This window comes from Paenibacillus xylanexedens (genome assembly GCF_007680605.1).
Classification (GTDB): domain Bacteria; phylum Bacillota; class Bacilli; order Paenibacillales; family Paenibacillaceae; genus Paenibacillus; species Paenibacillus xylanexedens_B.
This window is the reverse complement of record NZ_VEIO01000001.1, coordinates 1894327-1919957: the sequence shown is the minus strand read 5'-3', so window position 1 is coordinate 1919957 and position 25631 is coordinate 1894327. Positions and strand designations below refer to the sequence as shown.

26 protein-coding genes are annotated in these 25631 nt (G+C 46.6%); 18 read left to right on the top strand and 8 right to left on the bottom strand.

All coding sequences use genetic code 11. The features are described 5' to 3' along the window. Positions 1-21 precede the first annotated feature (21 nt). The 5 genes from FS818_RS08405 to FS818_RS08385 all read left to right on the top strand — a co-directional run bounded on the left by FS818_RS08405 (position 22) and on the right by FS818_RS08385 (position 4057). Positions 22-729 (top strand): metal ABC transporter ATP-binding protein, encoded by a 708-nt coding sequence (locus FS818_RS08405; RefSeq protein WP_145331326.1) that lies wholly within the window; start codon positions 22-24, stop codon positions 727-729. After that, positions 675-1550 (top strand): metal ABC transporter permease, encoded by an 876-nt coding sequence (locus FS818_RS08400; protein WP_145331324.1) that lies wholly within the window; start codon positions 675-677, stop codon positions 1548-1550. Before FS818_RS08405 ends, FS818_RS08400 begins: the two co-directional genes overlap by 55 nt. A gap of 23 nt (positions 1551-1573) precedes the next feature. Next, positions 1574-2653: a metal ABC transporter substrate-binding protein gene (locus tag FS818_RS08395; protein ID WP_145331322.1), complete on the top strand. Its 1080-nt coding sequence runs from the start codon at positions 1574-1576 to the stop codon at positions 2651-2653. 163 nt (positions 2654-2816) lie between these two features. After that, positions 2817-3308, top strand: a complete 492-nt coding sequence (locus FS818_RS08390) for a hypothetical protein (RefSeq protein ID WP_145331320.1) — start codon at positions 2817-2819, stop codon at positions 3306-3308. Between the two features lie 41 nt (positions 3309-3349). Continuing rightward, positions 3350-4057, top strand: coding sequence for a M50 family metallopeptidase (locus tag FS818_RS08385; RefSeq protein ID WP_145331318.1), 708 nt, complete (start codon positions 3350-3352; stop codon positions 4055-4057). Positions 4058-4207: 150 nt separating this feature from the next. Here FS818_RS08385 and FS818_RS08380 read toward each other — a convergent pair whose 3' ends face one another. From FS818_RS08380 to FS818_RS08360, 5 genes are all read right to left on the bottom strand, one after another. Further along, the gene (locus FS818_RS08380; RefSeq protein WP_145331316.1) at positions 4208-4579 is read right to left on the bottom strand and encodes a DUF4363 family protein; all 372 of its coding nucleotides are present in this window, start codon (positions 4577-4579) and stop codon (positions 4208-4210) included. A gap of 69 nt (positions 4580-4648) precedes the next feature. Further along, positions 4649-5404 carry a DUF421 domain-containing protein gene (locus FS818_RS08375; protein ID WP_260989812.1) on the bottom strand — a complete coding sequence of 252 codons (756 nt, stop codon included), beginning with the start codon at positions 5402-5404 and terminating at the stop codon, positions 4649-4651. Positions 5405-5547: 143 nt separating this feature from the next. Beyond that, positions 5548-6423 (bottom strand): SDR family oxidoreductase, encoded by an 876-nt coding sequence (locus tag FS818_RS08370; protein WP_145331312.1) that lies wholly within the window; start codon positions 6421-6423, stop codon positions 5548-5550. Beyond that, positions 6420-7487: a mannonate dehydratase gene (uxuA, locus tag FS818_RS08365; RefSeq protein ID WP_145331310.1), complete on the bottom strand. Its 1068-nt coding sequence runs from the start codon at positions 7485-7487 to the stop codon at positions 6420-6422. Before uxuA ends, FS818_RS08370 begins: the two co-directional genes overlap by 4 nt. Before the next feature lie 69 nt (positions 7488-7556). Next, positions 7557-8243 (bottom strand): GntR family transcriptional regulator, encoded by a 687-nt coding sequence (locus FS818_RS08360; protein WP_397351765.1) that lies wholly within the window; start codon positions 8241-8243, stop codon positions 7557-7559. Positions 8244-8532: 289 nt separating this feature from the next. Between FS818_RS08360 and FS818_RS08355 the strand changes: the two genes are divergently transcribed. Both FS818_RS08355 and FS818_RS08350 read left to right on the top strand, forming a co-directional pair. Next, entirely contained in the window at positions 8533-8835 is a 303-nt protein-coding gene (locus tag FS818_RS08355; protein WP_145331306.1) for an ArsR/SmtB family transcription factor, read from the top strand. A gap of 115 nt (positions 8836-8950) precedes the next feature. Beyond that, a complete protein-coding gene (locus FS818_RS08350; RefSeq protein WP_260989811.1) occupies positions 8951-10351 on the top strand; it encodes an aldehyde dehydrogenase in 1401 nt (466 codons plus the stop codon). A 45-nt stretch (positions 10352-10396) separates the two neighbouring features. On the opposite strand, the gene FS818_RS08345 is transcribed toward FS818_RS08350, so the two are convergent. Further along, on the bottom strand, positions 10397-11308 hold the full coding sequence (locus FS818_RS08345; protein ID WP_145331302.1) for a helix-turn-helix domain-containing protein: 912 nt from the start codon (positions 11306-11308) through the stop codon (positions 10397-10399). 222 nt (positions 11309-11530) lie between these two features. Between FS818_RS08345 and FS818_RS08340 the strand changes: the two genes are divergently transcribed. The 10 genes from FS818_RS08340 to FS818_RS08300 all read left to right on the top strand — a co-directional run bounded on the left by FS818_RS08340 (position 11531) and on the right by FS818_RS08300 (position 22232). Continuing rightward, positions 11531-13711, top strand: coding sequence for a glycoside hydrolase family 52 protein (locus FS818_RS08340; RefSeq protein ID WP_145331300.1), 2181 nt, complete (start codon positions 11531-11533; stop codon positions 13709-13711). After that, complete coding sequence (locus tag FS818_RS08335; protein WP_145331298.1) at positions 13708-15855, top strand: alpha-glucuronidase family glycosyl hydrolase; 2148 nt, start codon at positions 13708-13710, stop codon at positions 15853-15855. The genes FS818_RS08340 and FS818_RS08335 overlap by 4 nt, the downstream gene beginning before the upstream one ends. A 70-nt stretch (positions 15856-15925) precedes the next feature. Further along, complete coding sequence (locus FS818_RS08330; protein ID WP_260984746.1) at positions 15926-16999, top strand: NAD(P)-dependent alcohol dehydrogenase; 1074 nt, start codon at positions 15926-15928, stop codon at positions 16997-16999. Positions 17000-17204: 205 nt separating this feature from the next. Further along, complete coding sequence (locus FS818_RS08325) at positions 17205-17471, top strand: HPr family phosphocarrier protein (RefSeq protein ID WP_260984745.1); 267 nt, start codon at positions 17205-17207, stop codon at positions 17469-17471. Between the two features lie 143 nt (positions 17472-17614). Next, positions 17615-17866: a type B 50S ribosomal protein L31 gene (locus FS818_RS08320; RefSeq protein ID WP_090916418.1), complete on the top strand. Its 252-nt coding sequence runs from the start codon at positions 17615-17617 to the stop codon at positions 17864-17866. A gap of 195 nt (positions 17867-18061) precedes the next feature. After that, on the top strand, positions 18062-18370 hold the full coding sequence (locus FS818_RS08315) for a Dabb family protein (protein ID WP_145331294.1): 309 nt from the start codon (positions 18062-18064) through the stop codon (positions 18368-18370). A gap of 149 nt (positions 18371-18519) precedes the next feature. Next, complete coding sequence (locus FS818_RS08310; RefSeq protein ID WP_145331292.1) at positions 18520-19281, top strand: SDR family NAD(P)-dependent oxidoreductase; 762 nt, start codon at positions 18520-18522, stop codon at positions 19279-19281. A gap of 27 nt (positions 19282-19308) precedes the next feature. Continuing rightward, a complete protein-coding gene (locus FS818_RS28735) occupies positions 19309-19479 on the top strand; it encodes a hypothetical protein (RefSeq protein ID WP_186331789.1) in 171 nt (56 codons plus the stop codon). A gap of 34 nt (positions 19480-19513) precedes the next feature. Continuing rightward, positions 19514-21241 (top strand): ubiquinone-dependent pyruvate dehydrogenase, encoded by a 1728-nt coding sequence (poxB, locus tag FS818_RS08305; RefSeq protein ID WP_145331290.1) that lies wholly within the window; start codon positions 19514-19516, stop codon positions 21239-21241. 235 nt (positions 21242-21476) lie between these two features. After that, complete coding sequence (locus FS818_RS08300; RefSeq protein ID WP_145331288.1) at positions 21477-22232, top strand: SDR family NAD(P)-dependent oxidoreductase; 756 nt, start codon at positions 21477-21479, stop codon at positions 22230-22232. Positions 22233-22432: 200 nt separating this feature from the next. Here FS818_RS08300 and FS818_RS29220 read toward each other — a convergent pair whose 3' ends face one another. Next, a complete protein-coding gene (locus FS818_RS29220; RefSeq protein WP_260989810.1) occupies positions 22433-22798 on the bottom strand; it encodes a ribosomal protein L7/L12 in 366 nt (121 codons plus the stop codon). Then, complete coding sequence (locus FS818_RS08290) at positions 22795-24012, bottom strand: cytochrome P450 family protein (RefSeq protein WP_145331284.1); 1218 nt, start codon at positions 24010-24012, stop codon at positions 22795-22797. Before FS818_RS08290 ends, FS818_RS29220 begins: the two co-directional genes overlap by 4 nt. 186 nt (positions 24013-24198) lie before the next feature. On the opposite strand from FS818_RS08290, the gene FS818_RS08285 reads away from it, so the two are divergent. Beyond that, on the top strand, positions 24199-25176 hold the full coding sequence (locus FS818_RS08285) for an aldo/keto reductase (protein WP_145331282.1): 978 nt from the start codon (positions 24199-24201) through the stop codon (positions 25174-25176). Positions 25177-25631: the final 455 nt, after the last annotated feature.

The following is a 25631-nucleotide window of genomic DNA, read 5'->3' as shown; positions in this document are numbered from 1 at the left end:
AAAACGGAAAGAGGTTAACCCATGATTTTATCTTCCATGCGTGATGTCGTTTTTGGATATGGCAAAGAGCCTGTCATTGATCAGCTGTCGCTGGATATTCATGTGGGCGAATTTGTGGGCATCACGGGGCCGAATGGCTCTGCGAAGACAACCATGCTGAAACTGCTTCTGGGGCTCTTGAAGCCCTGGAGCGGTTCGGTACATATGAATACAGAGCAGCTCCGAGGCAAAAAGCTGGAGATTGGTTACGTACCTCAGCAAGTAGCCTCGTTTAATAGTGGTTTTCCCAGCACGGTACTCGAATTGGTACGATCCGGTTGTTATCACAAGCTAGGTCTTTTTCGGAGGTTTACTCCCGACAAAGAAGCGGTTGTTGAACGTAGCCTGCGTGAGGTCGGCATGTGGGAATACCGCAACGCACGCGTAGGAGAGCTTTCGGGCGGACAGAAGCAGCGAATCTGTATCGCACGAGCCCTGGCTGGACAGCCGCAAGTGCTTGTGCTGGATGAACCCACCACCGGGATGGATCGGCGCAGCAGAGAAGGGTTCTATGAATTGATGCGTCACTACGCGGATGTTCATGGTCTCACGATCATCATGGTTACACACGGTCTCGAAGAAGTGGGTAACCGGCTGGATCGAACGATCACCTTGGAGCGACAAGAAAGTGAGGAATGGCAGTGTTTGAGTACGAATTCATGCAACGTGCTTTCTGGGCTGGAGGACTAATTGGAATCATTGCACCCATTCTGGGTGTATATCTGATGCTTAGACGGCAGGTACTGATGGCTGATACACTTTCTCACGTTTCACTGGCAGGGGTTGCCCTAGGTTCTGTTATGAACCTGAATCCGGTTCTTAGCGGCTTTGCTGTTGCAATCATTGGTGCTCTGCTGGTTGAACAGCTACGGCGAAGCTATCGTACGTACAGTGAGGTGCCGGTTGCGATCATTATGACATCGGGTCTGGCATTGGCTGTTGTGTTAATGAGTCTGAGAATGAATCTTTCCAAAACCTTCAGTTCTTATCTGTTTGGTTCCATTGTCGCGGTTAGTAATATCCAGCTGTGGATGATGGCAGGAGTATGTTTGATTGGATTGACCTTTTTTTTCGTTTTGCGAAGACCGTTGTATAATTTGACATTTGATGAAGAGACGGCCTCCATTGGAGGCGTACAGGTGAAAGGTTTATCATTTGCCTTTGCGATACTGACCGGAATGACAGTGGCCTCTGCGATGCCGATTGTCGGTGTGCTACTCGTATCTGCACTTATTGTATTGCCGGCAGCATTAGCTTTGAGGGTTGCACGCAGTTTTGCCGCAGCGGTCATTATTGCTGTCATTACAGGTCTGACGGGTATTTTCAGCGGTTTAACCGCCTCATACGAGTGGAATACACCGCCGGGAGGAACCATTGCACTCATTCTGCTATTTTTCCTGTTGACTGGAATATCAGCCCAAAAGCTGATTTCACTATACAATCGTAAACGTCATCGCGCTGTCAAGCAACAGACAGCAACATTATATATTCATTCCAAAAGCAACACATAAAGATGAAATGGGGAATTCAGACTATGAAATTGGGCAAAACTTCAGCGCTGGGAATTATCTTCAGTTTGGCACTTGTTGCAACAGGTTGCGGCCAGAAAACAACAACCTCCAATCCGGATCAAGCTGTAGCATCTAGCACTCCAGCGGCTTCGGAGCAAAAATTAAATGTAGAGGTAAGTTTTTATCCGATGTATGATTTTACGAAAAATGTAGCAGGTGATCTGGCTGATGTACATACTCTTATTCCGCCGGCTATGGAGCCGCATGATTGGGAACCAACACCTCAGGACATCGCCAGCATTGAAAAAGCAGATGTTCTCGTCTACAACGGTGCAGGAATGGAGTCCTGGATGGATCAGGTCAAAGACAGCCTGAGCAATAGCAAACTTGTACAGGTGGAAGCCAGTCAAGGAATTACGCTCCACGAGGGTGGGGAAGAAGAAGAGCATGACCACGATCACGCGGACAAAGCAACAACCACTGAAGAGCATGATCACGCGGATGATGCTTCTGCGAAGGATGCTCCCGAGCATGACCATGACGCCGCAGCAGGTGAAGAGGATGACCATGACCATGGCGGGCTTGATCCTCACGTGTGGCTTTCACCAGCGCTCGCTATAAAGGAAGTACGTAACATTGAAGCTGGACTTGCCAAAGCGGCCCCTCAGCATGCAGACCAGTTCAAGCAAAACGCCGACGCATACATTGCCAAGCTGGAATCACTGGATCAGGACTTCAAAGCGGCTGTGAAGGACAGCAAACGGAAGGACTTTATTACACAACACGCGGCTTTTGCATATCTGGCAGCGGAATATGGCTTGCAGCAGGTTCCGATTGCCGGGTTGTCTCCTGAACAGGAACCATCCGCAGCTCAGATGGCAACTGTCATTGATTTTGCCAAGGAACACAAGGTGAAAACAATCTTTTTCGAAACGCTCGTTTCATCCAAAGTATCGGAAACCATTGCTAAGGAGATTGGAGCCAAGACGGCTGTGTTGAATCCCATCGAAGGTCTGACCGAGGATGAGGTTAAGTCAGGCAAGGACTACATTAGCGTGATGAGAGAGAATCTGGAAGCGCTGAAGCTGGCATTGAACGAATAGGAACTTTAATGAGCATTTGATGCTTTTCACCGAAAAAGGTACAATATAACAACGTGCTGAGGAATGAACGTGACCTATTCCTTTGCCTTTTGCGAAGCAGAGAGCACAGTGATGTGCTCTTTTTCGTTTAAGACGATTGGATATGCAGACCGGGAGGAACATGATGAACGTATATGAAGAATTTGAGGAACAGGAAGTGCTACTCAGTGAACAGCCTGTACATCTGTGGAGAAGACGGAAACAGGAACTGTTGCAGTGGACCGAACGGGACAAACGAACCGTGTTACCCAAACGGACGGTGATATGGAATGGGGTAGAGGTCGACGCAGAGCTGGTTCGCTCCCTGAGTCTGCTCCATGAAGCAGGGGTACAGACCGAGTTCTCGTGTGCCGGTGTTAGTCCGCTGGATGAACCTGTCGATCATTCACTATATGCGTATGTAACGCTTATCCACAGCAAAGCCGCCGAACAGTTCGTGAACGATGCCATTCTGCGGATGCGAAATCGACTTTTGGTGACTTTTGAGAAAGGGCGTGGTCGATATGATCTATCTTCTTTTTTCATTGGGCACAACCGCAGCTTCTGTTGGTGGATGGAGCGGTGCGCGCTTGACTTCAAAAGACGAAACGAAGCAGGGAAGCCTGACGTACTATAATGAATAGGCTCGCTAGTTGAAGGCAAGGAGGTCTGAACAGATTGAACAAGTGGCTCAAAACGATTCTTTTTCTAATGGCCTCTGTATTTCTGACCCGATTTATCCCGTTCTCGTCCTTGTTCCGTAATCTGGATACGATGATTCATGAATTCGCTCATGCGCTGATGACACTGGTTTTGTCCGGCAAAGTATTACGCATTGAATTATACGCGGATCATAGCGGTGTAACGTATTCATCTATGCTGACATCGGGGAGAGCGATATTTGTTTCGCTGGCAGGATACATTGGTGCATCGCTTTTTGCATGGCTGCTCTTTTATTTGTACCGCAAAGGGCGGCACATGTGGGGTTTGGGAATGATGACGGCTGTGGCACTTGTGTCACTGGTGTTATATGTCAGAGGCGAATTCGGAATGTTGTGGTTGACCGGGTTTATCGCGTTGAATGTAGTGATTATGATTTTTGGTGTGAAAATTGCGAAGTACTACTATCTGCTACTGGCCTTTATTACGCTTGAAGAGTCCGTCGTTAGTGCGATGTATATTGGTTGGGCATCCTGGACCCGTCCTTCTCAGGCCGGAGATGCGGCCAATCTGGCGCAACAGACGTTTATGCCAGCGCTGTTCTGGGGTACGCTGTTTGCATTGTTTGCGCTATGGTGTGCAAAGGGAGCTCTTGCACTTTTCTTCCGCAAAGAAGGGACGGCAAGTGCCACAAAGTCCAAATCCCGTGGATTAAACAGAGCATAGAACGTAATGTAGATAGGACGAAAGCCCGAAGGATGAATAAAGAACACTTCCTTTTTTTAAAAGGAGGTGTTTTTATATCGTTTTTTTTGTTGTGCACCACTCAGCATAATTTGCTAGTTAGTAGCAACGCTCTCTGGATAGTGCGTAGTGTTAGTCCCCGAGGTTATCCCATAACGCGTAAAAATAATAAATTTCCTCCATAATCGCTTGATCATCTTGCGCCGCAATACCACCCTGGATGCGTGCAAGTGCGCCCAGAATATCGTAAATACTTTCACGCTCCACACTGAATTGAATGCGGTTGACGATCCGATGCCAAGCTTGCATGGCATACTCCACCTGATCTTTGGCTTGTGTCCACTGTTGATCCTGAACCTGCTTTTGCAGAAGTTGGATAGATTCCAGTAACCGATCTTGCGTGCCAAAAGGTTTTTTGAGCCAAGGGCCGCTAATCATGATCGCGATGAACAGCAAAAGCATGATAATGGGGATCGTATAGAGTAGCCATTTATGCTTTTTCATTTCCGAGCCTCCCGGGACAAGTTTGGTCAGATTGTTTTTATGCGTTCAGATCTATTAGATTCATTCAGATCAGTTACGGTTTTTTTCCTCATCTGTGCTGGTCTTGTCTGATAACCGATCCTTATACAAATCGATATATAACTTGTCATTCGGTAAAATGGCAGCAAATGCAATCTCCTGAATCGTCAGGTTTTGTTTTTTCAATTGTTCGGTTAACCAGCTGCTGTCCTTATTCCGTTCCGCCAGTTTTTCTTTCATTAATACACCGTCGATAATAAGCTCGGTCATGAGTTTCCGGGATGGTGGGTGCATGTGCATATCCTTTGCGGTTACGGGCTGATTCTCCGGTTTCAAAGCAATGGATAAGGTGCCATCCGGCTCTAAAATGCCATAATCGACCGTGGTCAGGTCAAATACATCCTTTTGTCGTAGCATCATCGTGAGTTCATCGAACTTCACGCGCATTTGATTCAGATTTTGCTCCAGAATTTTACCATTCTGAATGACCAGGGTGGGATCGGAGTCCATAATTTGGGAGAAGGCTCGGCTTTTTAGCGTAATGTATTGAAAAATGATGGTAATCAGAGTGAAGATGGTTAACGCTACAAAATGAATCCACGCTTTGGATGACAAATCCGTGGCAAACGTACCGGCAATGGAGCCAATCGTAATGCCGTTAATGTAATCAAAATAGGTCAGGTTGCCCATTTGTTGTTTTCCCAGAACCCTCGTATAGACAATTAAGGTGAGAAAAGCGATAATCGCTCGCACAGCAACGACCGTAGTTTCCTCCATCATATATGCATCACCACCCTTTACACCCACAATCCTTGCCCACAACGATGCAATTTATTCCTTATCACCTGAGGGTCAAATCAACGTCAAAAAAACCGAAGCCCGTGAGCATATCACGAGGTTCGGTTGGATTGTGAATCGGTTCCAGGCAATCGAAGTGTCCAAAAAGAAGGCTACACGCCGGAATAGGCCATGAATCCGCCGTCTACAGGGACAACAATTCCCGTTACAAAGCCGGACTGATGTTCATCTGCCAGCCACATTAACGTACCGAGCAGATCCTCCGGTTTACCAAAACGGCGCATCGGGGTATGCGCAATAATTTTGCTGGAACGCTCCGTTGGTGAGCCGTCTGGCTTCAAGAGCAAGTTGCGGTTCTGCTCGGTCAGGAAGAAGCCTGGAGCAATTGCATTGACCCGAATCCCCGACTCTGCCAGATGCACAGCAAGCCATTGTGTAAAATTGTTAATAGCCGCCTTGGCGGCACTATATGCAGGCACTTTGGTCATGGGAGATGGGGCGCTCATGGACGATATATTGATGACCGTAGCAGGTACATCGCGCTCAATCATGTGTTTGGCAAAAATTTGAGTAGGGATGAGGGAGCCAACAAAGTTCAGATCCATGACCTGTCGAAACCCTGCAACACTTACATCAAAAAAGGTGGTTACATCAGGATTACCCAAATCCTCCGGTTTAAAAATTTCATTTGTTGTATTCGCGCTAGCGTTATTACCTCCAGCGCCGTTAATCAGGATGTCACAAGGGCCGAGTTGTTCTCGTACAATATCCGCTGCTGCCTGTACACTTTCTGCCTGGGTAACGTCACATGCAACGGCAATGGCACGGCCACCCGCTTTTTCAATCGCAGATGCAACGTCTTGGCCTTTGGCTACCGTCCGGTTGAGAATAGCCACCTTGGCGCCGTGTCTGGCAAGTTCTTCAGCCATAGAGCGGCATAGTACGCCTGCTCCTCCGGTAATCACGGCTGTTTTGCCTTCAAGGCGAGAAGTACGATCCAGATTCAGGTTCGAATGGTGTTCGCTCATGCGTTTGCCCTCCTTTGAAGTGAATCCCAGACACCCCAGAGATACATAATTCCGAGTGCGCGATCATACAGCCCGTAGCCTGGTCTGCATTCTTCTCCCCACAGATGTCGACCGTGATCGGGTCTGGCGTATCCTTCAAAACCAATATCGTGATAGGCTTCTACAACACCCGCGATATCTACGCTTCCGTCCTGACTGCGGTGAGAGGTTTCGATAAAGTCACCATTCTCATAGACCTTCACATTCCGGATGTGAGCAAACGGAATCCGATCACTGAACTCATGAATCATACCGATGATATCGTTGTCTTGATTGGCCCCGAGAGATCCGCTACACAGCGTTACACTATTCGCCGGACTATCGTACAGATTCAGGTATCTGCGAACATTGTCCTGATTAATTATAATTTTAGGCAGACCAAAGATCGGCCATGGCGGATCATCGGGATGAATCGCCATTCGAATGCCAAGCCGCTCGGCGGTAGGAATGATCTCTTGCAGGAAGTAACGTGCATTCTCCCACATATCTTCCTCGGTCACATCTTTATAGGCTTCGAATAGACCTGTCAGATACTGCAGACGTTCCGGTTCCCAGCCCGGCATCGTGAGGGTGGAGTTTTCATTGATTTTGCGAACCAGTTCCAGAGGTTCAATGTTTTCAATTTTACTAGCTTCATAGAAGAGGGCTGTTGATCCGTCCTCCATTTCTTTGTGCAGATCCGTACGCAGCCAGTCGAAGATCGGCATAAAATTATAACAGATCACCTTGACACCCACTTGGGCTAGTTTCTCCATGGTTTTAATGTAGTTGCTAATATATTTATCCCGTGAAGGCAGTCCAAGCTTGATATCTTCATGAATATTAACACTTTCTACGACATCCAGATGTAGTCCGGCTTGGTCCGCAGCTGTCTTTACGGCAAGTATTTTGTCCATCGGCCATTCTTCGCCTGCAGGAACATCATGTAGTGCCCATACAATGCCTTCGACGCCCGGAATTTGCCGGATCTGATCCAGCGATACCGTATCATTACCTTCGCCAAACCAACGAAAAACCATCTTCATCTCATTCACCTCATCCTCATTAGTGGAAGAAACAACATGTATTACGATGTGCAAGCAGAAATTCTTTACTTATTGGAAATAGGAAGGATATGTACTCCGCAGAACAGCCAGATCCGTCACTGTCAGATACAGATGTTCCTGCATCAGACGCTCTGCTTTCTCTGCATCATGCCGCTGAATTGCCTGAACCATGGAGCGGTGTTGCTCGATTAAGTGATCCCAATGATGATCGGAAGACAGACGGAGCATCCGGCTTCGATTCAAATGCACATTCATCTGCTGAATCACCGTCCAGGTGTTGCTTTTGTTGCAGCCAGCAAAAAGAGTGCTATGGAACTCCTCATCCAGTTGAAACATGCGTTCATCATCCGGTTCGATCAGGCATTGCTGCTGCTCTGCAAGATTTTGTTCGAGGGCCGACATCTGCTCTTCAGGAAATTGTGCACAAGCTAGACGGATGACAGCTCGCTCAAGCTGCTCGCGCATAAATCGGGCTTCTTCGACGAGATCCAATTGAATCAGAGAGACATACGTTCCGCGCTGGGGATACACTTCCAGCAGACCTTCCTGAGCGAGTCGGACAAAACTTTCGCGCACAGGAGTCCGGCTAACCTGAAAGTCCAGAGCGATTTCTTTCTCCGAAATGGCCGTACCCGGAGGTAACTGCAGACTCAAAATCTGTTGTTTCAGCGTGTCATAGACCAAATCTCGCGTCGAGTAGGATTGCTTGTTCAACGCCGAGAGGTGGCCTGACAAGGGCGATAAACCGGCTTTGGATGATAATCTGGGGGTATGCTCCACAACTTCAACTCCTTCATTGCCATACTACCATACAAGTATGGCAGAATGGAAGCGTTTTATTTATAAAAGATTGTTGTTCTGAGCTGTTTTTCTTGAAATTTGAGATATAAGGGAGTACAATTCAACTTATAAGTTTAAATGTTTAAACGAATAAAAGTAATAACCATGAATTTCGTAGAATGATAGTTAAAATGATAGTTAATATGTAGAATGTAGAATGCAGAATGATAATTGAGGTGTAAATATGGGGCAGAAGGCCATAACCATTTTTCAAACATGTATCCCGCTGTTTCAAGTTCTGAGCGACAACCATCGTCAGTCCATTGTGCTTATGTTGAGTGAGAAAGGGCAAATGACCGTGAATGAGATTACGGAGCAGTCCAACTTATCCCGTCCAGCGATATCCCATCATTTGAAGCTGCTACTGGAGAAAGGGCTCATATTCGTGGAACAGAAAGGAACACAGCGTTATTATTCCGCTTCGCTGCATGCTTCCGTCGATTTGCTGAAACAGCTTGTCGATGCGCTTGAAGAGGAATGCCTTTAAAATAATTGTCTGAGTAGTATCAAGGAAAAAGCTAACATGCCAAGGCATGTACCTTATATGTTCGTCGGTTTAAACCTTTCATCAATAATACATTCAACGAAGGAGGATGACTGTTATGACTACGTTTCAGGAATTGAGCCATGAGGAAGTACAGGTGATCCTTGAAAGGCAACGTACATTTTTTCGTTCAGGTGCTACGCGCCAGGCCGGTATGCGAATAGAACGGCTGAGCCGACTCAAGCAGGCTATTCAGAAATTTGAAACCGAGCTAACACAGGCATTATATCAAGATTTGGGCAAAAGCGAATTTGAATCCTATACGACAGAGATTGGATTTATGCTCGACAGCATCACACACACGATGCGTAAAATTAAAAAGTGGGTAAAGCCTGCTAAGGTTAGAACTCAAGTGGCGCTTATTGGCTCCAAAAGTTACATCTTGCCTGAACCGTATGGTGCGGTGCTCATTATTGGGCCTTTTAATTATCCTTTTCAGCTCCTTATTGAACCTCTGGTTGGTGCGATTGCCGCAGGCAATACGGCGGTGCTCAAAGCATCAGAGAACACACCGGCTGTATCGGCTGTCGTGAAGAAATTGATTGGTGAAGTATTTGAGCCGGAATATGTGCAAGTGGTCGAAGGAGCCAAAGACACGACGACAGCGCTTATCCATGCGTCGTTCGACTATATCTTTTTTACAGGCAGTGTACCCGTTGGTAAAATCGTGATGGAGGCTGCAGCGAAAAATCTTGTCCCCGTCACACTCGAACTAGGCGGGAAAAGTCCTGTTATCGTGGATGAGCAGGCAGACATTCAAGTAGCAGCCGAGCGGATCATTTGGGGCAAATTGCTCAACACGGGACAGACTTGTATCGCCCCGGATTACCTGCTTGTACATGAGCGTGTAAAAAAACCTTTAATTGATGCGATGAAAGCGACGATTGTAAACTTCTTTGGAACGGACATTCAGCGCAGCAAGGACTATGGGCGCATCGTGAACAAGTCACACTTTAAACGTTTGACTGCTCTGATTGAACGAGATCGGGATCAGGTCATCTATGGAGGAACGTCCGATGAAGAGGATCGCTTTATTGAACCGACCTTAATTGACGCGGAATCGTGGAATGCAGCTACGATGGAAGACGAGATCTTTGGGCCGATTTTGCCGATTATCAGTTATGGTCACTTAGATGAAGCAATTAGCAATATTGTTAAACGCCCAAAGCCGTTAGCCTTGTACCTGTTCACATCCGATTCAGCTGTTCAGGATAAAGTGTTGAACGAGGTTTCTTTTGGCGGAGGATGCATTAACGATACAATTACACATGTGGCCAATCCACGGCTACCGTTTGGAGGAGTAGGTCATTCTGGTATTGGCTCGTACCATGGGCGGTACAGCTTCGAGACCTTTTCACATATGAAAAGTGTTTTGAAAAAGAGTACCAAGCTTAATCCGCATATGCTGTACCCGCCTTACAATAACAAATTGAATCTGATCAAACGTTTGCTGAAATAACGATATGTAACATAATCATCAAATAAAACAGCCTGTTGCTGGACATTACTCCAGAACAGGCTGTTCCTGTCTATATTGTGAAGGGGACTTCCCCGACCACCGTTTGAATTGACGGCTAAAATGGGCGATATCCTTATATCCAAGCATCACTGCGATATTTTGAACAGATAGTTGCGGATTGCCTAATAGAACTTTGGCCTCGTGCAGCACCATTTGAGATAAAACGGTACGAGGAGACTGCCCGAATATTTGTTTGAACACACGGTTGCAATGCGAAGTACTGATGCCGAGTTCTGCGGCGATATCATCGATCCCATAGTGGGTGTCTGATTCATCGCCTTGTTTGAATTGCTGGCTCATTAGTCCCTGGAGCCGAGTACGAATCTGATGCGCCAGTTCAATCCGTTCGTACCCACCCGCAAACGTCTGGGCTGCTTCCTGAGACACAGTCTCCCAGAGGTGACCAAACAGCTCAAATACCGCGGATTGCAGCTGCATGCGCTGTACCATAGCACTCGCGGATTGATCGTGGGCAGAGGACATCAGTTTGTGCAGCACCGGTTCAATCTGCCGGGTAACCGGGCTGTCTGCAGTGAATAATACTTGCTTGATTCGAGCCAGAAGGGAGAGAAACAGCTGATCATCGATATCAAAATGCATACAGAAATAGGTGAAGCCTTCCCCGTTTCGGCTCTGACTGGAATGGATGCTTCCCGGAGGGATCAGCAGCAGCTCGCCAGCGTTTTGTACATATAAAGTACCGTTTATGGTCATATACTGCACACCCTCTGTTACATAATTGAGTTCATATTGAGGATGCTCGTGCGCAGGATAGTCCCAATCGGGTCCGACACTGCGCAGATGAATAGCGAACAAGTTAACGGTGGTTTGTACATCTGGGTAAAACACTTCATGCACACTTTCTCCCAGATCGGGAGGTAAATACGTGGAAGACATTTGAATTCCTCCTTATGTTGGGCCATGTTATGCTGTGTTATGTACATATTTAGAACGAATTCACTAAAATTTTAAAAGTGTAACCGCTTTATATTTTATCATACATCAGCTTGATTTGGGTAAATATTCGATTGATTTGTTCATGGTCTGGACGGGTACTGCGTGATAGGATGGGGCTAATGAAAACGTATGCATATCTTATTCCAAGAGAGGTTATGAAGAATGAGTACATCCAATTCCATTTTTTACAATGCGCATCACGCACCAATCGGTGCTTTTGCCAGTTTCACGCTAGGTTACAAAGGGGCTAAAGGTGGGCTGGGGCTTGAACTCGGGAAGCCGGCTGACCAAAACGTATATATTGGATTGCAAGCTCGTGATGGAGAGCACTATCAGGCATTGCCTTTTTATGAAGCAAGTGAAGATGAGAGTAGCCGTTATGATGTGGAGAAGCTGGACAGCGGAAGTCAAGCTGACAGTGCAGGAGCAAAGCCGCTGATTTCGGCGTTTCGGGATGAAGACATTACTCGGGAGTTTACTTCAGGGACGGATACATGGAATGCAGGGGATCTGAAATTTCGTATCTATTCGCCTGTACGTCCCGTTCCTCATCCGAACAGTGCGGATCGTGAAGCGCTGATGGATGCGCTCGTACCCGCAGTGTTGGTCGAGATGACCATTGACAACAGCCAAGGCGAGAAAACTCGTAAAGGGTACTTCGGTTATCAGGGTAGTGATCCGTATGCTGCAATGCGTTTGATTGGTGGACCAGAGGGAGGACCATTGACAGGGGTTGGACAAGGGCGTCTGACAGCTATTGTGTCCAAAAATGAAGGTCTGTGGCCTGCACGCGGATTTACGCTGGAGAAAATTTTAGAGGAAAAACATCGGGACAATTTGGCATTTGGCTTAGGGTCTATTTCTGTATTGCTGATGGAAGTTCCTGCAGGTCAGAAACGCACGTTTCAATTCGCGGTATGTTTCTATCGGGGCGGAATTGTTACCACCGGTATGGACACCACATACTTGTACACACGTTACTTTGCTGACATTCTGCAAGCGGGTGAGTATGCGCTCGATCGTTTTGATGCATTGACTGCATCCTGTGCCGAAGTAGATCAGCGTCTTGGAACGGCAGCGCTTAGCGAAGATCAGTCCTTTATGCTAGCTCATTCCATCCACAGCTACTATGCGAGCACCCAACTGCTCGATGCAGATGGCGAGCCGCTCTGGATTGTGAATGAAGGCGAATATCGGATGATGAATACGTTGGATCTGACCGCAGATCAGTTGTACTTCGAGCTTGCTCTTAATCCATGGACTGTTCGCAATGAGCTGGAGTGGTTTGTGAAGCGTTATAGCTATACGGATCAGGTTCGCTTCCCTGGAGAAGAGAAATTGCATCCAGGCGGCATGACGTTTACACATGATATTGGTATCGCCAATGTATTTTCCCGTCCGGGTCATTCGGCATATGAACTCGTCGGCATCGATGACTGTTTCTCTCAGATGAGCCATGAAGAGCTTGTGAACTGGCTTTGTTGCGCAACGGTATATCTCGAGCAGACGCAAGATCGGGAGTTTATGACAGAGATGTTGCCGGTTATTCAGGAATGCTTCCAAAGTATGCTTAACCGCGACCATCCTGAAGCAGATCGACGTAATGGCTTAATGGGTCTGGATAGCAGCCGTACACAAGGCGGGGCAGAGATTACCACGTATGACAGTTTGGACGTATCCCTTGGACAATCGCGGAACAATATCTATCTTGCGGGTAAATGTTGGGCTGTTTATGTTGCACTCGAAAAGTTGTTTGCAGCCGAGAAGCTCGCAGAGCTGTCTCATCAGGCAGGAAAACAAGCTGATCGCTGCGCGGCAAGCGTCGCTGCTCAATTGACAGACGGTGGTTACATCCCGGCGGTTATTGCGGAAAATAACGATTCACGTATCATTCCGGCAATTGAAGGCTTGGTATTCCCGTATTTTACGGGTTGTGAAGCAGCACTGGATGTTAACGGCCGGTTCGGACCTTATATCAAGGCACTACACACACATCTGAAAACGGTGTTGGTTCCCGGAACATGCCTGTTTGAGGATGGCGGCTGGAAGCTGTCTTCGACAAGCAACAACTCCTGGTTGAGCAAAATCTACCTGTCCCAATTTATCACACGTGAGATTCTGGGTATTGAGTGGGATGAGACTGGGGAAGCAGCGGATGCTGCTCATGTAAAATGGTTGCTCCATCCGGAGGAATCCTACTGGTGCTGGAGTGACCAGATCTTGTCCGGTGTTGCCGTCGGCAGCAAATATTACCCACGTGGCGTAACTTCTATTCTGTGGTTGCTTGAAGGCAAAAATAATCGTCTTGCACAGATCTATGCAAGCAAGGAGGCTGTACAATGAGTCAAACTACCGTACAATCTGGACTGTCCGGCCCGCAATATGAAGCATGGCTAGGTTACCATACTGCACTGTCAGGAGCGAACGGTGCTACGAGAACAGTAGCTCCTCTCTGGAGCCGAGTGATTGATGTACAGGAACGGCATCTCGTCATCGACACCGCTCTTACCGAGCTCAAGCAAGGGCTCGGTAAGTTGTACGGTGAACAGCCTGTCATTCGCCATTCTCAGACCCAAAGCACGGATTCAGACGAACAACGTAAACCGTCAATCCGATTGGGTACATGGGCAGGGAACAATCAGGTGACTAGTGTGTTTACGGAGACAGAACGTGCCGCTGTACAGGGTGAAGGTTTTATCATTCGTGAAGATGAGTCTCTTCAGGAACTGGTTATTGGTTCAGAGACGCCGCAAGGTGTTTTATACGCTGTTTTTCATTTGTTGCGTGAACTGACATTAAAGCAAGGTAAGTCAGAAGAAGCCGGTTCGGCTCTTGACGGGGAGAAGCCTTTATTTATTAAAGAGCAACCCGTGAATCAACTGCGCATGATTAATCAGTGGGATAATGTGGACGGTAGTATTGAGCGAGGATATGCCGGGCGTTCTATTTTTTACGAAAACGGTGAGTTTACGCAGGATTTAGGGCGCATTCGAGATTACGCCCGATTGCTGGCTTCAACCGGAATCAATGCGATATCGATTAATAACGTGAATGTGCATAAGCTAGAGAGTCTTTTTCTGACAGAACGATATCTTGGTGATGTTGCGAAGGTAGCGGCTGAATTCAGAGCGTATGGTATTCGCTTGTTTCTTTGTGCCAATTACGCGAGTCCAATCGAAGTTGGTGGCTTGCAGACAGCTGATCCACTGGATAATCAGGTACGTGAGTGGTGGAACATTCAAACGGCGAAGGTTTACGCTGCGATTCCGGATTTTGGTGGATATGTGATCAAGGCCGATTCTGAAAACCGTCCGGGGCCGTTCACATACAATCGTGACCATGCAGACGGTGCGAACATGCTTGCCGAGGCACTTCGTCCGTTTGGCGGACTTGTCATCTGGCGGTGCTTTGTATACGACTGCAAGCAGGACTGGCGGGATCGTACTACAGACCGGGCTCGCGCGGCCTATGATCACTTTAAGCCGCTAGACGGACGGTTTGCGGACAATGTCATTTTGCAGATTAAAAATGGACCTATGGATTTTCAGGTTAGAGAAGCAGTATCCCCTTTATTCGGGGCGATGGAGAATACGAATCAGGTGATCGAGTTTCAGATTACGCAGGAATATACAGGACAGCAGCGTCATCTGGCTTATCTTGTGCCACAGTGGAAAGAAATTCTGGATTTTGACACGTATGCCAAAGGTAAAGGTTCGGAGATCAAACGCATTGCAGACGGTTCGCTCTATCTGCGCCAGTACAGTGGATTTGCGGCTGTATCCAACATCGGTGCGGACGCAAGTTGGACAGGACATCCGCTGGCTCAAGCGAACCTGTACGGATATGGCAGACTAGGGTGGAATCCTGAGCTCTCGGCAGAAGCCATCGCAGATGAGTGGGTCAGATTAACGTTTGGACATGACGAGCAAGTCGTGGAGCGGATTACAGGTATGTTACTGTCTTCACTCGACATCTATGAAAACTACACTGCACCTCTAGGTGTAGGCTGGATGGTCAATCCGGATCATCATTACGGACCTAATGTGGATGGTTACGAGTATTCCAAATGGGGAACGTATCACTTTGCCGACTGTCATGGAATTGGGGTCGATCGGACGGTGAAGAGTGGTACAGGTTATACTTCCCAATATCATGCGGAAAATGCAGCTCGATATGAATCACTGGAGACTTGTCCCGATGAGTTAATTCTCTTTTTCCATCATGTCCCGTACACGCATGTGTTACATTCCGGTAAAACGGTTATCCAGCACATCTACGATACTCATTTCGAAGGTGCTGCGCAGGCCGAAGCTTTGCTCGAAACGTGGAGAGAGCTGGAAGGTAAAGTGGATCCAGTCATCTTTAACAAGGTAGCTGCGCTACAGGAAGAACAGGCAGAGCACGCGAAGGAATGGCGCGATATGATTAACACTTATTTTTATCGCAAGAGCGGAATCCAGGATGAGCAAGCGCGTAAGATTTACTAATTGATCATGTACGAAATACGCAATGTTTTCTTTGAAACGAAAGACAGCACCGACAAGCATAAGGAGGAGAATGCGTATGAGTGAACACGAGCTGCCCGTAACGATGAAGGCCGCCGTCATGACGAAGCCTGGACATATTATCATTGAGGATCAACCTGTTCCCAGACCTTCAGCTCATGAAGTGCTTATCAAGGTAATGGCCGTAGGCGTTTGTGGATCGGATGTACACTATTTTGAGCATGGTCGCATTGGCAGATTTGTGGTGGAGAAACCGATTATTCTTGGTCATGAATGTGCAGGGGTTATCGTCGCGGTAGGTGCAGACGTTGCCCGGGTGAAGGTGGGGGAGCGAGTTGCCATTGAACCTGGAGTGACGTGCGGCCGCTGTACAGCTTGTAAGGAAGGACGTTACAATCTGTGTCCTGATGTTCAATTCCTGGCAACCCCTCCGGTCGATGGAGCATTTGTCCAGTACATGGTCATACGAGAAGATATGGTATTTCCAATTCCGGATCATCTGACCTTTGAGGAAGCAGCCATGAATGAACCGTTTTCTGTTGGTATTCATGCTGCCCGTCGGAGCAAACTCTCTCCAGGAACGACACTGGCTATTATGGGCATGGGCCCCGTCGGACTGATGGCTGTTGCGGCAGCGAAATCCTTCGGAGTAGAGACCATAATTGTCACGGATCTAGAGGAAGTTCGTCTTGAGGCCGCCCGCCGTATGGGAGCAACGCACACCATCAATGTGCGTCACGAGGATGCGCTTGCTGTGATACGGGAAATTACCGACGGCGTTGGGGTGGATACAGCCTGGGAGACAGCAGGTAATCCCAAAGCACTACAATCGGCGCTATATTCTCTTCGCAGAGGTGGTAAGCTGGCCATTGTTGGATTGCCTGCACAGGATGAGATTGCGATCAATGTCCCGTTTATTGCCGATAATGAAGTCGATATCTATGGCATATTCCGTTATGCCAATACGTATCCTGCCGGAGTTGCCTTTTTAAGTTCGGGACAGCATGATGTGATGTCTTTGATCTCGGATCGATACCCCCTTGAAGAGACGCAACAGGCCATGGAGCGGGCGCTTCATAACAAAAGCGGTAGTCTTAAAGTGATGGTTTACCCGAACGGTATGTGACATTATGGGAATGAGGTTCTGTACACATATGTGTACAGGACCTTTTTTTAATTGTAACGGGAGAAGCCGTAATTTTTTTGTTTTTTCCGCATGAAAGGCATGGACAACCTGCCAGCACATGGTATAATTCATGTTGATTTTAATATATAAATGAAAACACATCATTACAGGTTACTCCTATTTTTGGCGAAAGGAATTGAAAGTTGTGAGAACACATGAATTTATGATTCACGCGGATTTTCATCGGGATGAGTTATTGTCGGTATCCTCTCAAGCGTCACGTTTTGCATCGGACATATTATTGTCTTATACGGAGGCTGATCATGAACATCGTGTAGATGTAAAGAGCCTGCTAGGCATGGCTTTACTTCCGCTTCGAAACGGCAGTATGGTTCGATTACAGACCAGAGGAAGGGATGAACTCGAGGCCCTCGAGTACATGTTGCATGTACTGGAAAAAGGCCCCGCGTAAGGATGGATCGGATGCCCACTCGCATGAATTATAATTTTTTTGTTTTTTCGTCAATTCTTGCTGGTACTTCGTGCAAAAAAAGAGTATAATAAAATTTAGTTTGATTCTAGGAAGTACCCATATTAAAGGAGTGTAAATAGATTATGCCAAAAGTTGACATCCATCCTAAAACACAGCTCGTTATTTTCTACGATGCAAGTGCTGACTTCAAATTCCTGGCTTCTTCCACGAAGTTCTCGAACGAAACAATGGAATGGGAAGACGGTAACACTTATCCTGTTATCCGTGTAGATACTAGCTCTGCATCCCACCCGTTCTTCACTGGTAAACAAAGAAACGTGGATATCGGTGGACGTGTTGACAAGTTCAACCGCAAATACAACCTCAAAAACTAGTTCTCATATAGATGAGGAGAAACCCCTAGGATTTTATTCCGGGGGTTTTTGTTTTTTTAGATTTATTTTTTAGGTGTGTTTTCTTAGTATCTTGAATGAATACTCATTCGTCATCTCAACCAAAGATTGCGCTTTCAGCGCAATCAGTTGTAAACTAGAGTACAGAGTCTGAACATAGTGGAGGAGGAAATAGAGATGAGCAGAATTACACATATGGTTACATTTACACTTTATGCAGGTAAAGATACAGCGGAGTCCGAAGTTTTTTTGAACGAAAGTAAGCAAGCGCTTGCGGAAATTCCAGGTGTTGAACATTTTCAAGTGTTACGTCAAGTGAGTGTTAAGAATGAGTTTGATTACGGTTTTTCCATGGAGTTTGCAGATCAGGCTGCTTATGACGCTTATAATGACCATCCCGTACACCGTCAGTATGTTGCAGAGCGCTGGGAGAAGGAAGTCAGCCGTTTTCAGGAAATTGATTTTATGAAACACAATGGTGAATAGAGATCCAAAAGTAACGTTGGAAATGGACTGAGAATCAAGAAAAAACCAAAGGAAGTCTTGATATCCGAAAATGCAGGCGGCACAAGTATTTTAAAATCCACTTTTCGAAATCGTTTTAGAGTAGAACGGATAAGGAGGTGACTCAGGTCATGAAATTGGATTTAACGGGAAAAACGGCAATAGTTACGGGTGCAACGGGGCAATTGGGAAGAGTGATTGCTCGTACACTCGCAGCTTGCGGCGCGAATCTGGTACTGCATTACATAAACAACGAAATGAAGGCCAAAGAACTGCAGGAAGAGATTGAAGCACTGGGTCGGCAGACCGTAATCGTGCAAGGTGACTTGACTAAACAGGATACCGCGTTTCGGATACGAGATGCGATCCAAAATACGATGGGTACCGTAGATATTGCCGTTGCAAATGCAGTCATTCAATACGAATGGACTTCCGTTTTGGATCAGGCACCCGAGGATTACTTAAGCCAGTTCGAATCATGTGTCATGCAGAGTGTATATCTTGCCAAAGCTTTCATTCCGCAGATGCAGGAAATGAGATCCGGTCGATTCATTGGGATTAATACCGAATGTGCGATGCAAAATTTTGCCCATCAATCAGCCTATACCGCAGGAAAACGCGGGATGGACGGTGTATATCGTGTGTTAGCGAAGGAAGTCGGCGAATATCAGATTACGGTTAACCAGGTTGCCCCAGGTTGGACGATTAGTGAACGAGATCGAACAAGCGAACCAGGACATGACGAGGCTTATACTCGATCTGTACCATTGAGACGCAGGGGAGAAGATCAGGAGATTGCAAACGTCGTTGCTTTCTTAGCATCCGATTTGTCCTCATATATCACTGGAGCGTATATCCCTGTAAGCGGTGGCAATGTTATGCCAGCCATTTGATTAACTATGCTCTCAGGAGAAGATATCGTGAGAAATACAAGAGTAATCCGTTTGCCTTTTAAGGTAAACGGATTTTTTGATTTTTCTCCAGATGTTATAGAAGATTGTGTTTATATACTTGGAGTGACATATGCTTTTGATTCGTTTTTCAAAATATTGGGGTATAAGAATAGGTATATTCAAGGGATGGAAACCTAATCAAAATAACGTTATAAAGGAGTGACCCAGCATCATGAAAAAAACGATAGCAGACGTTCTTGTTGAAGCCTTATTAAATGCGGGAATTCACCGGATATACGGCATTGTTGGAGACTCGTTGAATGCGGTCCTCGACTCCATCCGCAAGTCAGGCAAAATTGAATGGATTCATGTAAGACATGAAGAAGTAGCGGCTTTTGCAGCGGGTGCAGATGCCCAAGTAAGTGGGAGCATTGCCGTATGTGCAGGGAGTAGCGGGCCGGGGAATATGCATCTTATTAACGGACTCTATGATTGCCATCGAAACCGCGTACCGGTTCTGGCCATTGCTGCTCACATTCCAAGTGACGAGATTGGTAGCGAATATTTTCAAGCGACTCATCCAGAGTATTTGTTCCAGGAATGCAGTCATTATTGTGAAGTGATCACGACAGCCAAGCAGATGCCTCGTTCGCTCACAATGGCGATGCAGACAGCAGTAGCACGTTCGGGGGTGTCCGTCATTGTGCTTCCGGGCGATGTTGCTGGACTTGAAGCGGCTGATTTGCCTGTTCCCGAGCATGTATACCATGCACCACATCCGGTTGTACATCCTTCTGAACCCGAACTCGCCAAGCTGGCGGAGTACTTGAATCAGGACAAAAAAATCACACTTCTATGCGGGGCAGGATGTGCGGGGGCTCGTGAACCACTGTTAGAGCTTTGTGATCGATTGAAATCCCCTATGGTTATTGCACTTCGCGGGAAAGAGTACTTGGAATACGACAATCCTTATTCAGTAGGGCTGACAGGGCTAATCGGATATTCTTCGGGATACCATGCCATGATGGACTGTGACGTGCTCCTTATGCTCGGAACGGATTTTCCGTACCGTCAGTTTTTCCCGGAAGATGCTACGGTGCTGCAAGTGGATATTCAAACCTCACATTTGGGACGGCGAACCAAACTGGATTACGGGGTGTGCGGTGATATCAAGGCGACGATTGAAGCGTTGCTCCCATACCTCACGGCTGAACATAGTGACAAACATCTGCGTAAAAGCGTGAAGCATTATACAAAAGTACGGGAGGATTTGGACGAGCTTGCAGTGGGCAAACCAGGCAAAAAGCCTATTCATCCGCAATATTTGACCAAAGTGATCAGTGATGCCGCTGCGAAAAATGCCATCTTCACTTGTGATGTGGGTACACCAACGGTATGGGCGGCACGTTATCTTGAGATGAGTCGTAACCGCAGATTGCTCGGTTCATTCAATCATGGAACGATGGCTAATGCACTGCCTCAAGCCATTGGTGCTCAGGTTGCTGATCCTGGAAGGCAGGTCATCTCGTTGTCCGGAGATGGGGGATTAGCGATGCTTATGGGAGATCTGCTCACGCTGAAGCAGCATAACCTTCCAGTCAAAGTGGTTGTGTTTAACAATGGCGCACTCAGCTTTGTAGAGCTGGAGATGAAAGCTGCCGGTTTCCTTGAATCGGGAACAGAGCTTGTGAATCCAAACTTCGCGATGGTGGCACAGGCAATGGGCATTGAAGGCATACGCGTAGAAGATCCTGCGGAGCTTGAGGGAGCCATAGAACGCGCGTTGCAACACAATGGACCGGTATTGATCGATGCTGTTGTGAATCGCCAGGAGCTGTCCCTGCCACCGAAAATTAATATAAAACAAGCCGAAGGATTCACGTTGTGGATGATGAAAGCCGTTCTGAATGGCCGTGGCGATGAATTAATTGAGCTTGCGAAAACGAACTTGCTTCGGTAAGCAACAGGTAGATTGCATGTGCAGGAGTGAGTCAAACTCGAAGACTGTAGCGCAGCTGAATTTACTCGAAATAATATGGGTAGTTATGATTTGGTTTGTTTTTAAATCAATTGTTTATTAAAATAGGTAAAGTCAGGAAGGAGTCATGTCCTTGCTGACCTACATAGATCATCCATATAAGGCCGAGGAATGAACAGGTACGATCACAATTGACACATAATTGGAGGAGATCATCATGAGTCACGCAGGAAAAGTAGCCATCATTACGGGAGCAGGAAGTGGATTAGGTCAAGCCGCAGCACTGAAACTAGCGGAGCAGGGAGCTTCCATCGTTGTCGTGGATTTGGTGGAAAAGACAGGTCTTGAAACGGTGAAGCAGATTGAACAGCTGGGAAGCAAAGCAATTTTTGTTCAGGCCGATGTAAGTAAAGCTGCTGAGGTAGAGAATTACGTGAAAAAGACGATCGAAGAGTTCGGCCGTATTGATATGTTTTTCAACAATGCGGGTATTGCCGGCCCAGGGATCAAATTAATCGAACATACCATTGAGCAGTTTGACCAGATTATCGATATTAATTTGAGAAGTGTATTTTACGGATTGAAATATGTTATTACCGAAATGCTCAAAACGGGTGGAGGTTCCATTGTGAATACAGCTTCTACCGCTGGAATTGTGGGTGTTCCGGCAGTTGCTCCGTATGCGGCGACGAAACATGGTGTTGTTGGTTTGACGCGCACAGCAGCGATTGAATATGGCAAAGAGAACATTCGCGTGAACGCGATTGCTCCAGGGACGATTGAGACACCGATGGTTGTTCAATTCGGTAAAGATAATCCGGAGGTTTTCCAAGCTACAGTAGATAGCATTCCATCGGGACGTCTCGGTAAGCCGGAAGAAATCGCTAATCTGGTTTCTTTCCTGCTCGGAAACGATGCACCGTACATCAACGGAGCTGTATATGCAATCGATGGGGCGGTAACTGCTCAGTAAGAAGTCAGGAGCACCGTTACTTCTCATGTTTATGAATTCGAAAGTTTATAAAAAAGAGTACGAAAAAGAGGAACTGTATGCGTTAATCCGCTCAGTTCCTCTTTCGTTTTATGGATGATGCAATTCAGCGCTGTTAGTTCATGATGTTTAGTATAAGCTTATGCTCATATAAAAGACCGCTTTGGTCAATTGTGCCCCTGTTATCGATCTAATGCTTCAACATAATCTTTCGCTTCTTTTAAAGAGAGGCTTCGGGCTTCCCGCAGTTTTTTTATAGCCTGAATTTTGTTTCCGCGACGTACCATTTCGAGCAATTCCCGATCCAACTCCGTATTCATATCGAATCCGCTCTGAGGAAAAGAGTTTGTGCCTGTAGTTGAAGAGAAGGAGGAAGCGTTTTGGACAGAAGAAGCGTTGATAGCAAAACGATTCGCATCGACAGACGAACCGTTTTGAAGTCGCTCTACCTCTGATTTCAGTTCATCTACCTGACGTTGCAGACTCCCCAGTTTGGACCACAAAATTGGAATAATCAACAGCAGCACCACGAATAAGAAACTGCTCATTTTAGTAACACCGGAATTTCCTTGACACCGCGAACGACCATGCCCGGTCTCCATTCCAGTGTGTCGACATTGTTTTGCAACTTCATGTGAGGGAAACGATGAATCAGCGTACTCACGGCAATTTCGCCTTCAAGTCGGGCCAGCGGTGCACCGAGACAGAGATGAATACCTTTGCCAAAGGCGAGATGCGCACTTTTCTCACGTGTGATGTCAAACACATCCGGGTCTTTGAATTGCTCTTCATCTCGATTAGCTGAATCCAGCGCCACAACCACAAGTTCACCTTTGGCAATCTGCTGTCCACGGAACTCTATATCTTCTGAAGCCCAACGCGAGGTGCTGAACTCAACCGGCCCGTTATATCTCAGCATCTCTTCGATGGCTTGATGGATAAGTTCAGGCTCCCGAATTAACAAATCTTGTTGTTCCGGATGCTCAAGCAGAGCCAGAATACCGTTTCCGATAAGATTTACAGTGGTTTCATGTCCAGCAATGATAAGCAGCGAGACCACACCAAGCAATTCTTTTTCGGTCAACTGCTCTCCGTATTCTTCGGCAATGATAAGCTGGCTGATTAGATCCTGACCCGGATCTTGACGTACTTTGGCGAACCAATCGGTCAAATATTCGATGAACTCCCGTTCGTGCTGTTGGAATAGTTCTGCATTCTTCCCGGTGGAAGCCTCAATAACGGTGTTAGACCACATGCGGAATTTCTCCCGATCCTCCAGCGGCACGCCAAGAATTTCACTAATGACAATAATAGGTAGTGGAAAAGCAAAGTCATCTATGAGATTCATCGTTTCATGCGAAGGCAGATTGTCGAGCAGATCATCCGCAATGCTCTGGATATGGCTTCTCATATCTGCGATGAGTTTCGGCGTGAAAGCTTTTTGTACCAATCCCCTTAAACGACGGTGATCAGGTGGATCAGAGAACAGCATATTTTTTGAAAAAATACTCTTGCCCTCTGTTCCGTATCGTTTGACTATGTCTTTGCTGAAGCGGGAATCTTTCAAAATCTGAACAGCGTCCTCATATCGGGAAATGATCCAGCCAAACTCTCCACTCGGAAACATCACTTTAAAGATGGGGTCATCTTTTCTTAATTTTTCATATACCGGATAAGGATTCTGAGTAAATGATGCTGTGAAAAAATCTGGGCCAGAGGTCTCGTTGCTCTCATTCGTCTCATTAGATGCATTCGGATTCAAATGTGTAATCTCCTCTCCTTGGCAATAAGATATGTCACTTTGTAATTATTCCATATGTAAAGGTTCGAAACCTTGTTTCGATATGAAAAAATGTAAGTAATGCAGGAATATCGTGTTGGACTCAAGAAGACAAGAGAGTGAGTAAGAATGCGTTTTCAAAAATAAAAATACGAGGGGAGCATGGAAATGTCATATAGACAGTTGCCTTTACATGATCATCAGATTCCCGCGAGTCCTATTGTTCTGGGGTGTATGCGCTTTGGAGGAGATTGGGATGGAGCCCCCATTACTGAGGATTTGGTAGTTGAAGGCCGTCAAGCGGTCGAAGCAGCACTGGAGATTGGAATTAATCATTTTGACCTGGCCGACATCTATACACGTGGGAAAGCGGAGCATGTATTTGGGCGGATTTTATCCGAAAGGCACGGTCTACGGGAACAGCTCATTATCCAATCCAAATGCGGAATTCGATTGGTCGGGGATGATGAGGGGCCGCAACGTTATGATACATCAGGGGCACATATTTTAAAGAGTGTTGACGGGATTTTATCCCGGCTCGGCACGGAGTATCTGGATATTTTGCTACTGCATCGTCCCGACCCACTTGCCCACCCGCAGGAAATCGGAGAAGCGCTGGCTAAACTTCATCAGGCTGGAAAAGTAAGAAACTTCGGCGTGTCTAATATGGGTTCTGAACAGATTCGTTTGCTTCAGATGTACAGTCGTATGCCATTCATCGTGAATCAACTGGAGATGAGCCTTGATAAAATCGGTTTTGTAGAAGCTGGAGTAACCGTGAACCGTGCGCAGGCGAAAGAAAATGTTTTCCCATACGGTACGATGGAGTACTGCCAGGCAGAGCGTATTCAGCTACAAGCTTGGGGTCCTCTTGCACAAGGAAGATTTACAGGCAGGGCTATTGAAGGACAACGGCCTGAGATTGAAGCAACGGCAGACCTGGTGGCTCGTATTGCTAAAGAACGTGGTGTCACGAGTGAAGCCATTGTACTGGCTTGGTTAATGAAACATCCAGCCGGAATTCAGCCGGTGATCGGTTCGATTCGTCCGGAGCGGATTCTCGCTTGCCGTGATGCGGCTCAGGTTGAACTGACACGGTATGAATGGTACGAGCTGTACTCATCTTCGTGCGGACGGAGAATGTAGCGTCTATAGAACACGATATAATCTTTCATTTAGTCGCTAATCTAGCGGCTTTTTGTTTATGGCTTTAGCCAGTTGATTGTGTGAAATGGGAGACAATATGCCGCAATTATGCAGATGGATGAAGCACAGGATGCACGGTTCTGCGTTTTGCATCCTTTTTCTTTTTATGCAGTGGTTAGAAGAGATGTTGGATTGTTTATAAGATTGTAGTGTCCTATCTCTGAAGTCTGGCCGTTAGTGTTGATAAGTAGAACTATATGCCTAAGCGATATTCCAAAGGATAGAATGAGAAATTGCTCTATTCTAGATGTAGACGGGAGAGAGGATTCACATTTGTACGGTGATGTAAGTCCTTGGACTTAGTCAAAAGTGCAGGTAAGAAGGACGTTTCAACCATTTTTGCCCGTTATCAGACTCATCTGCTGATGGCTATGATAAAATGATGGGAATAGGAA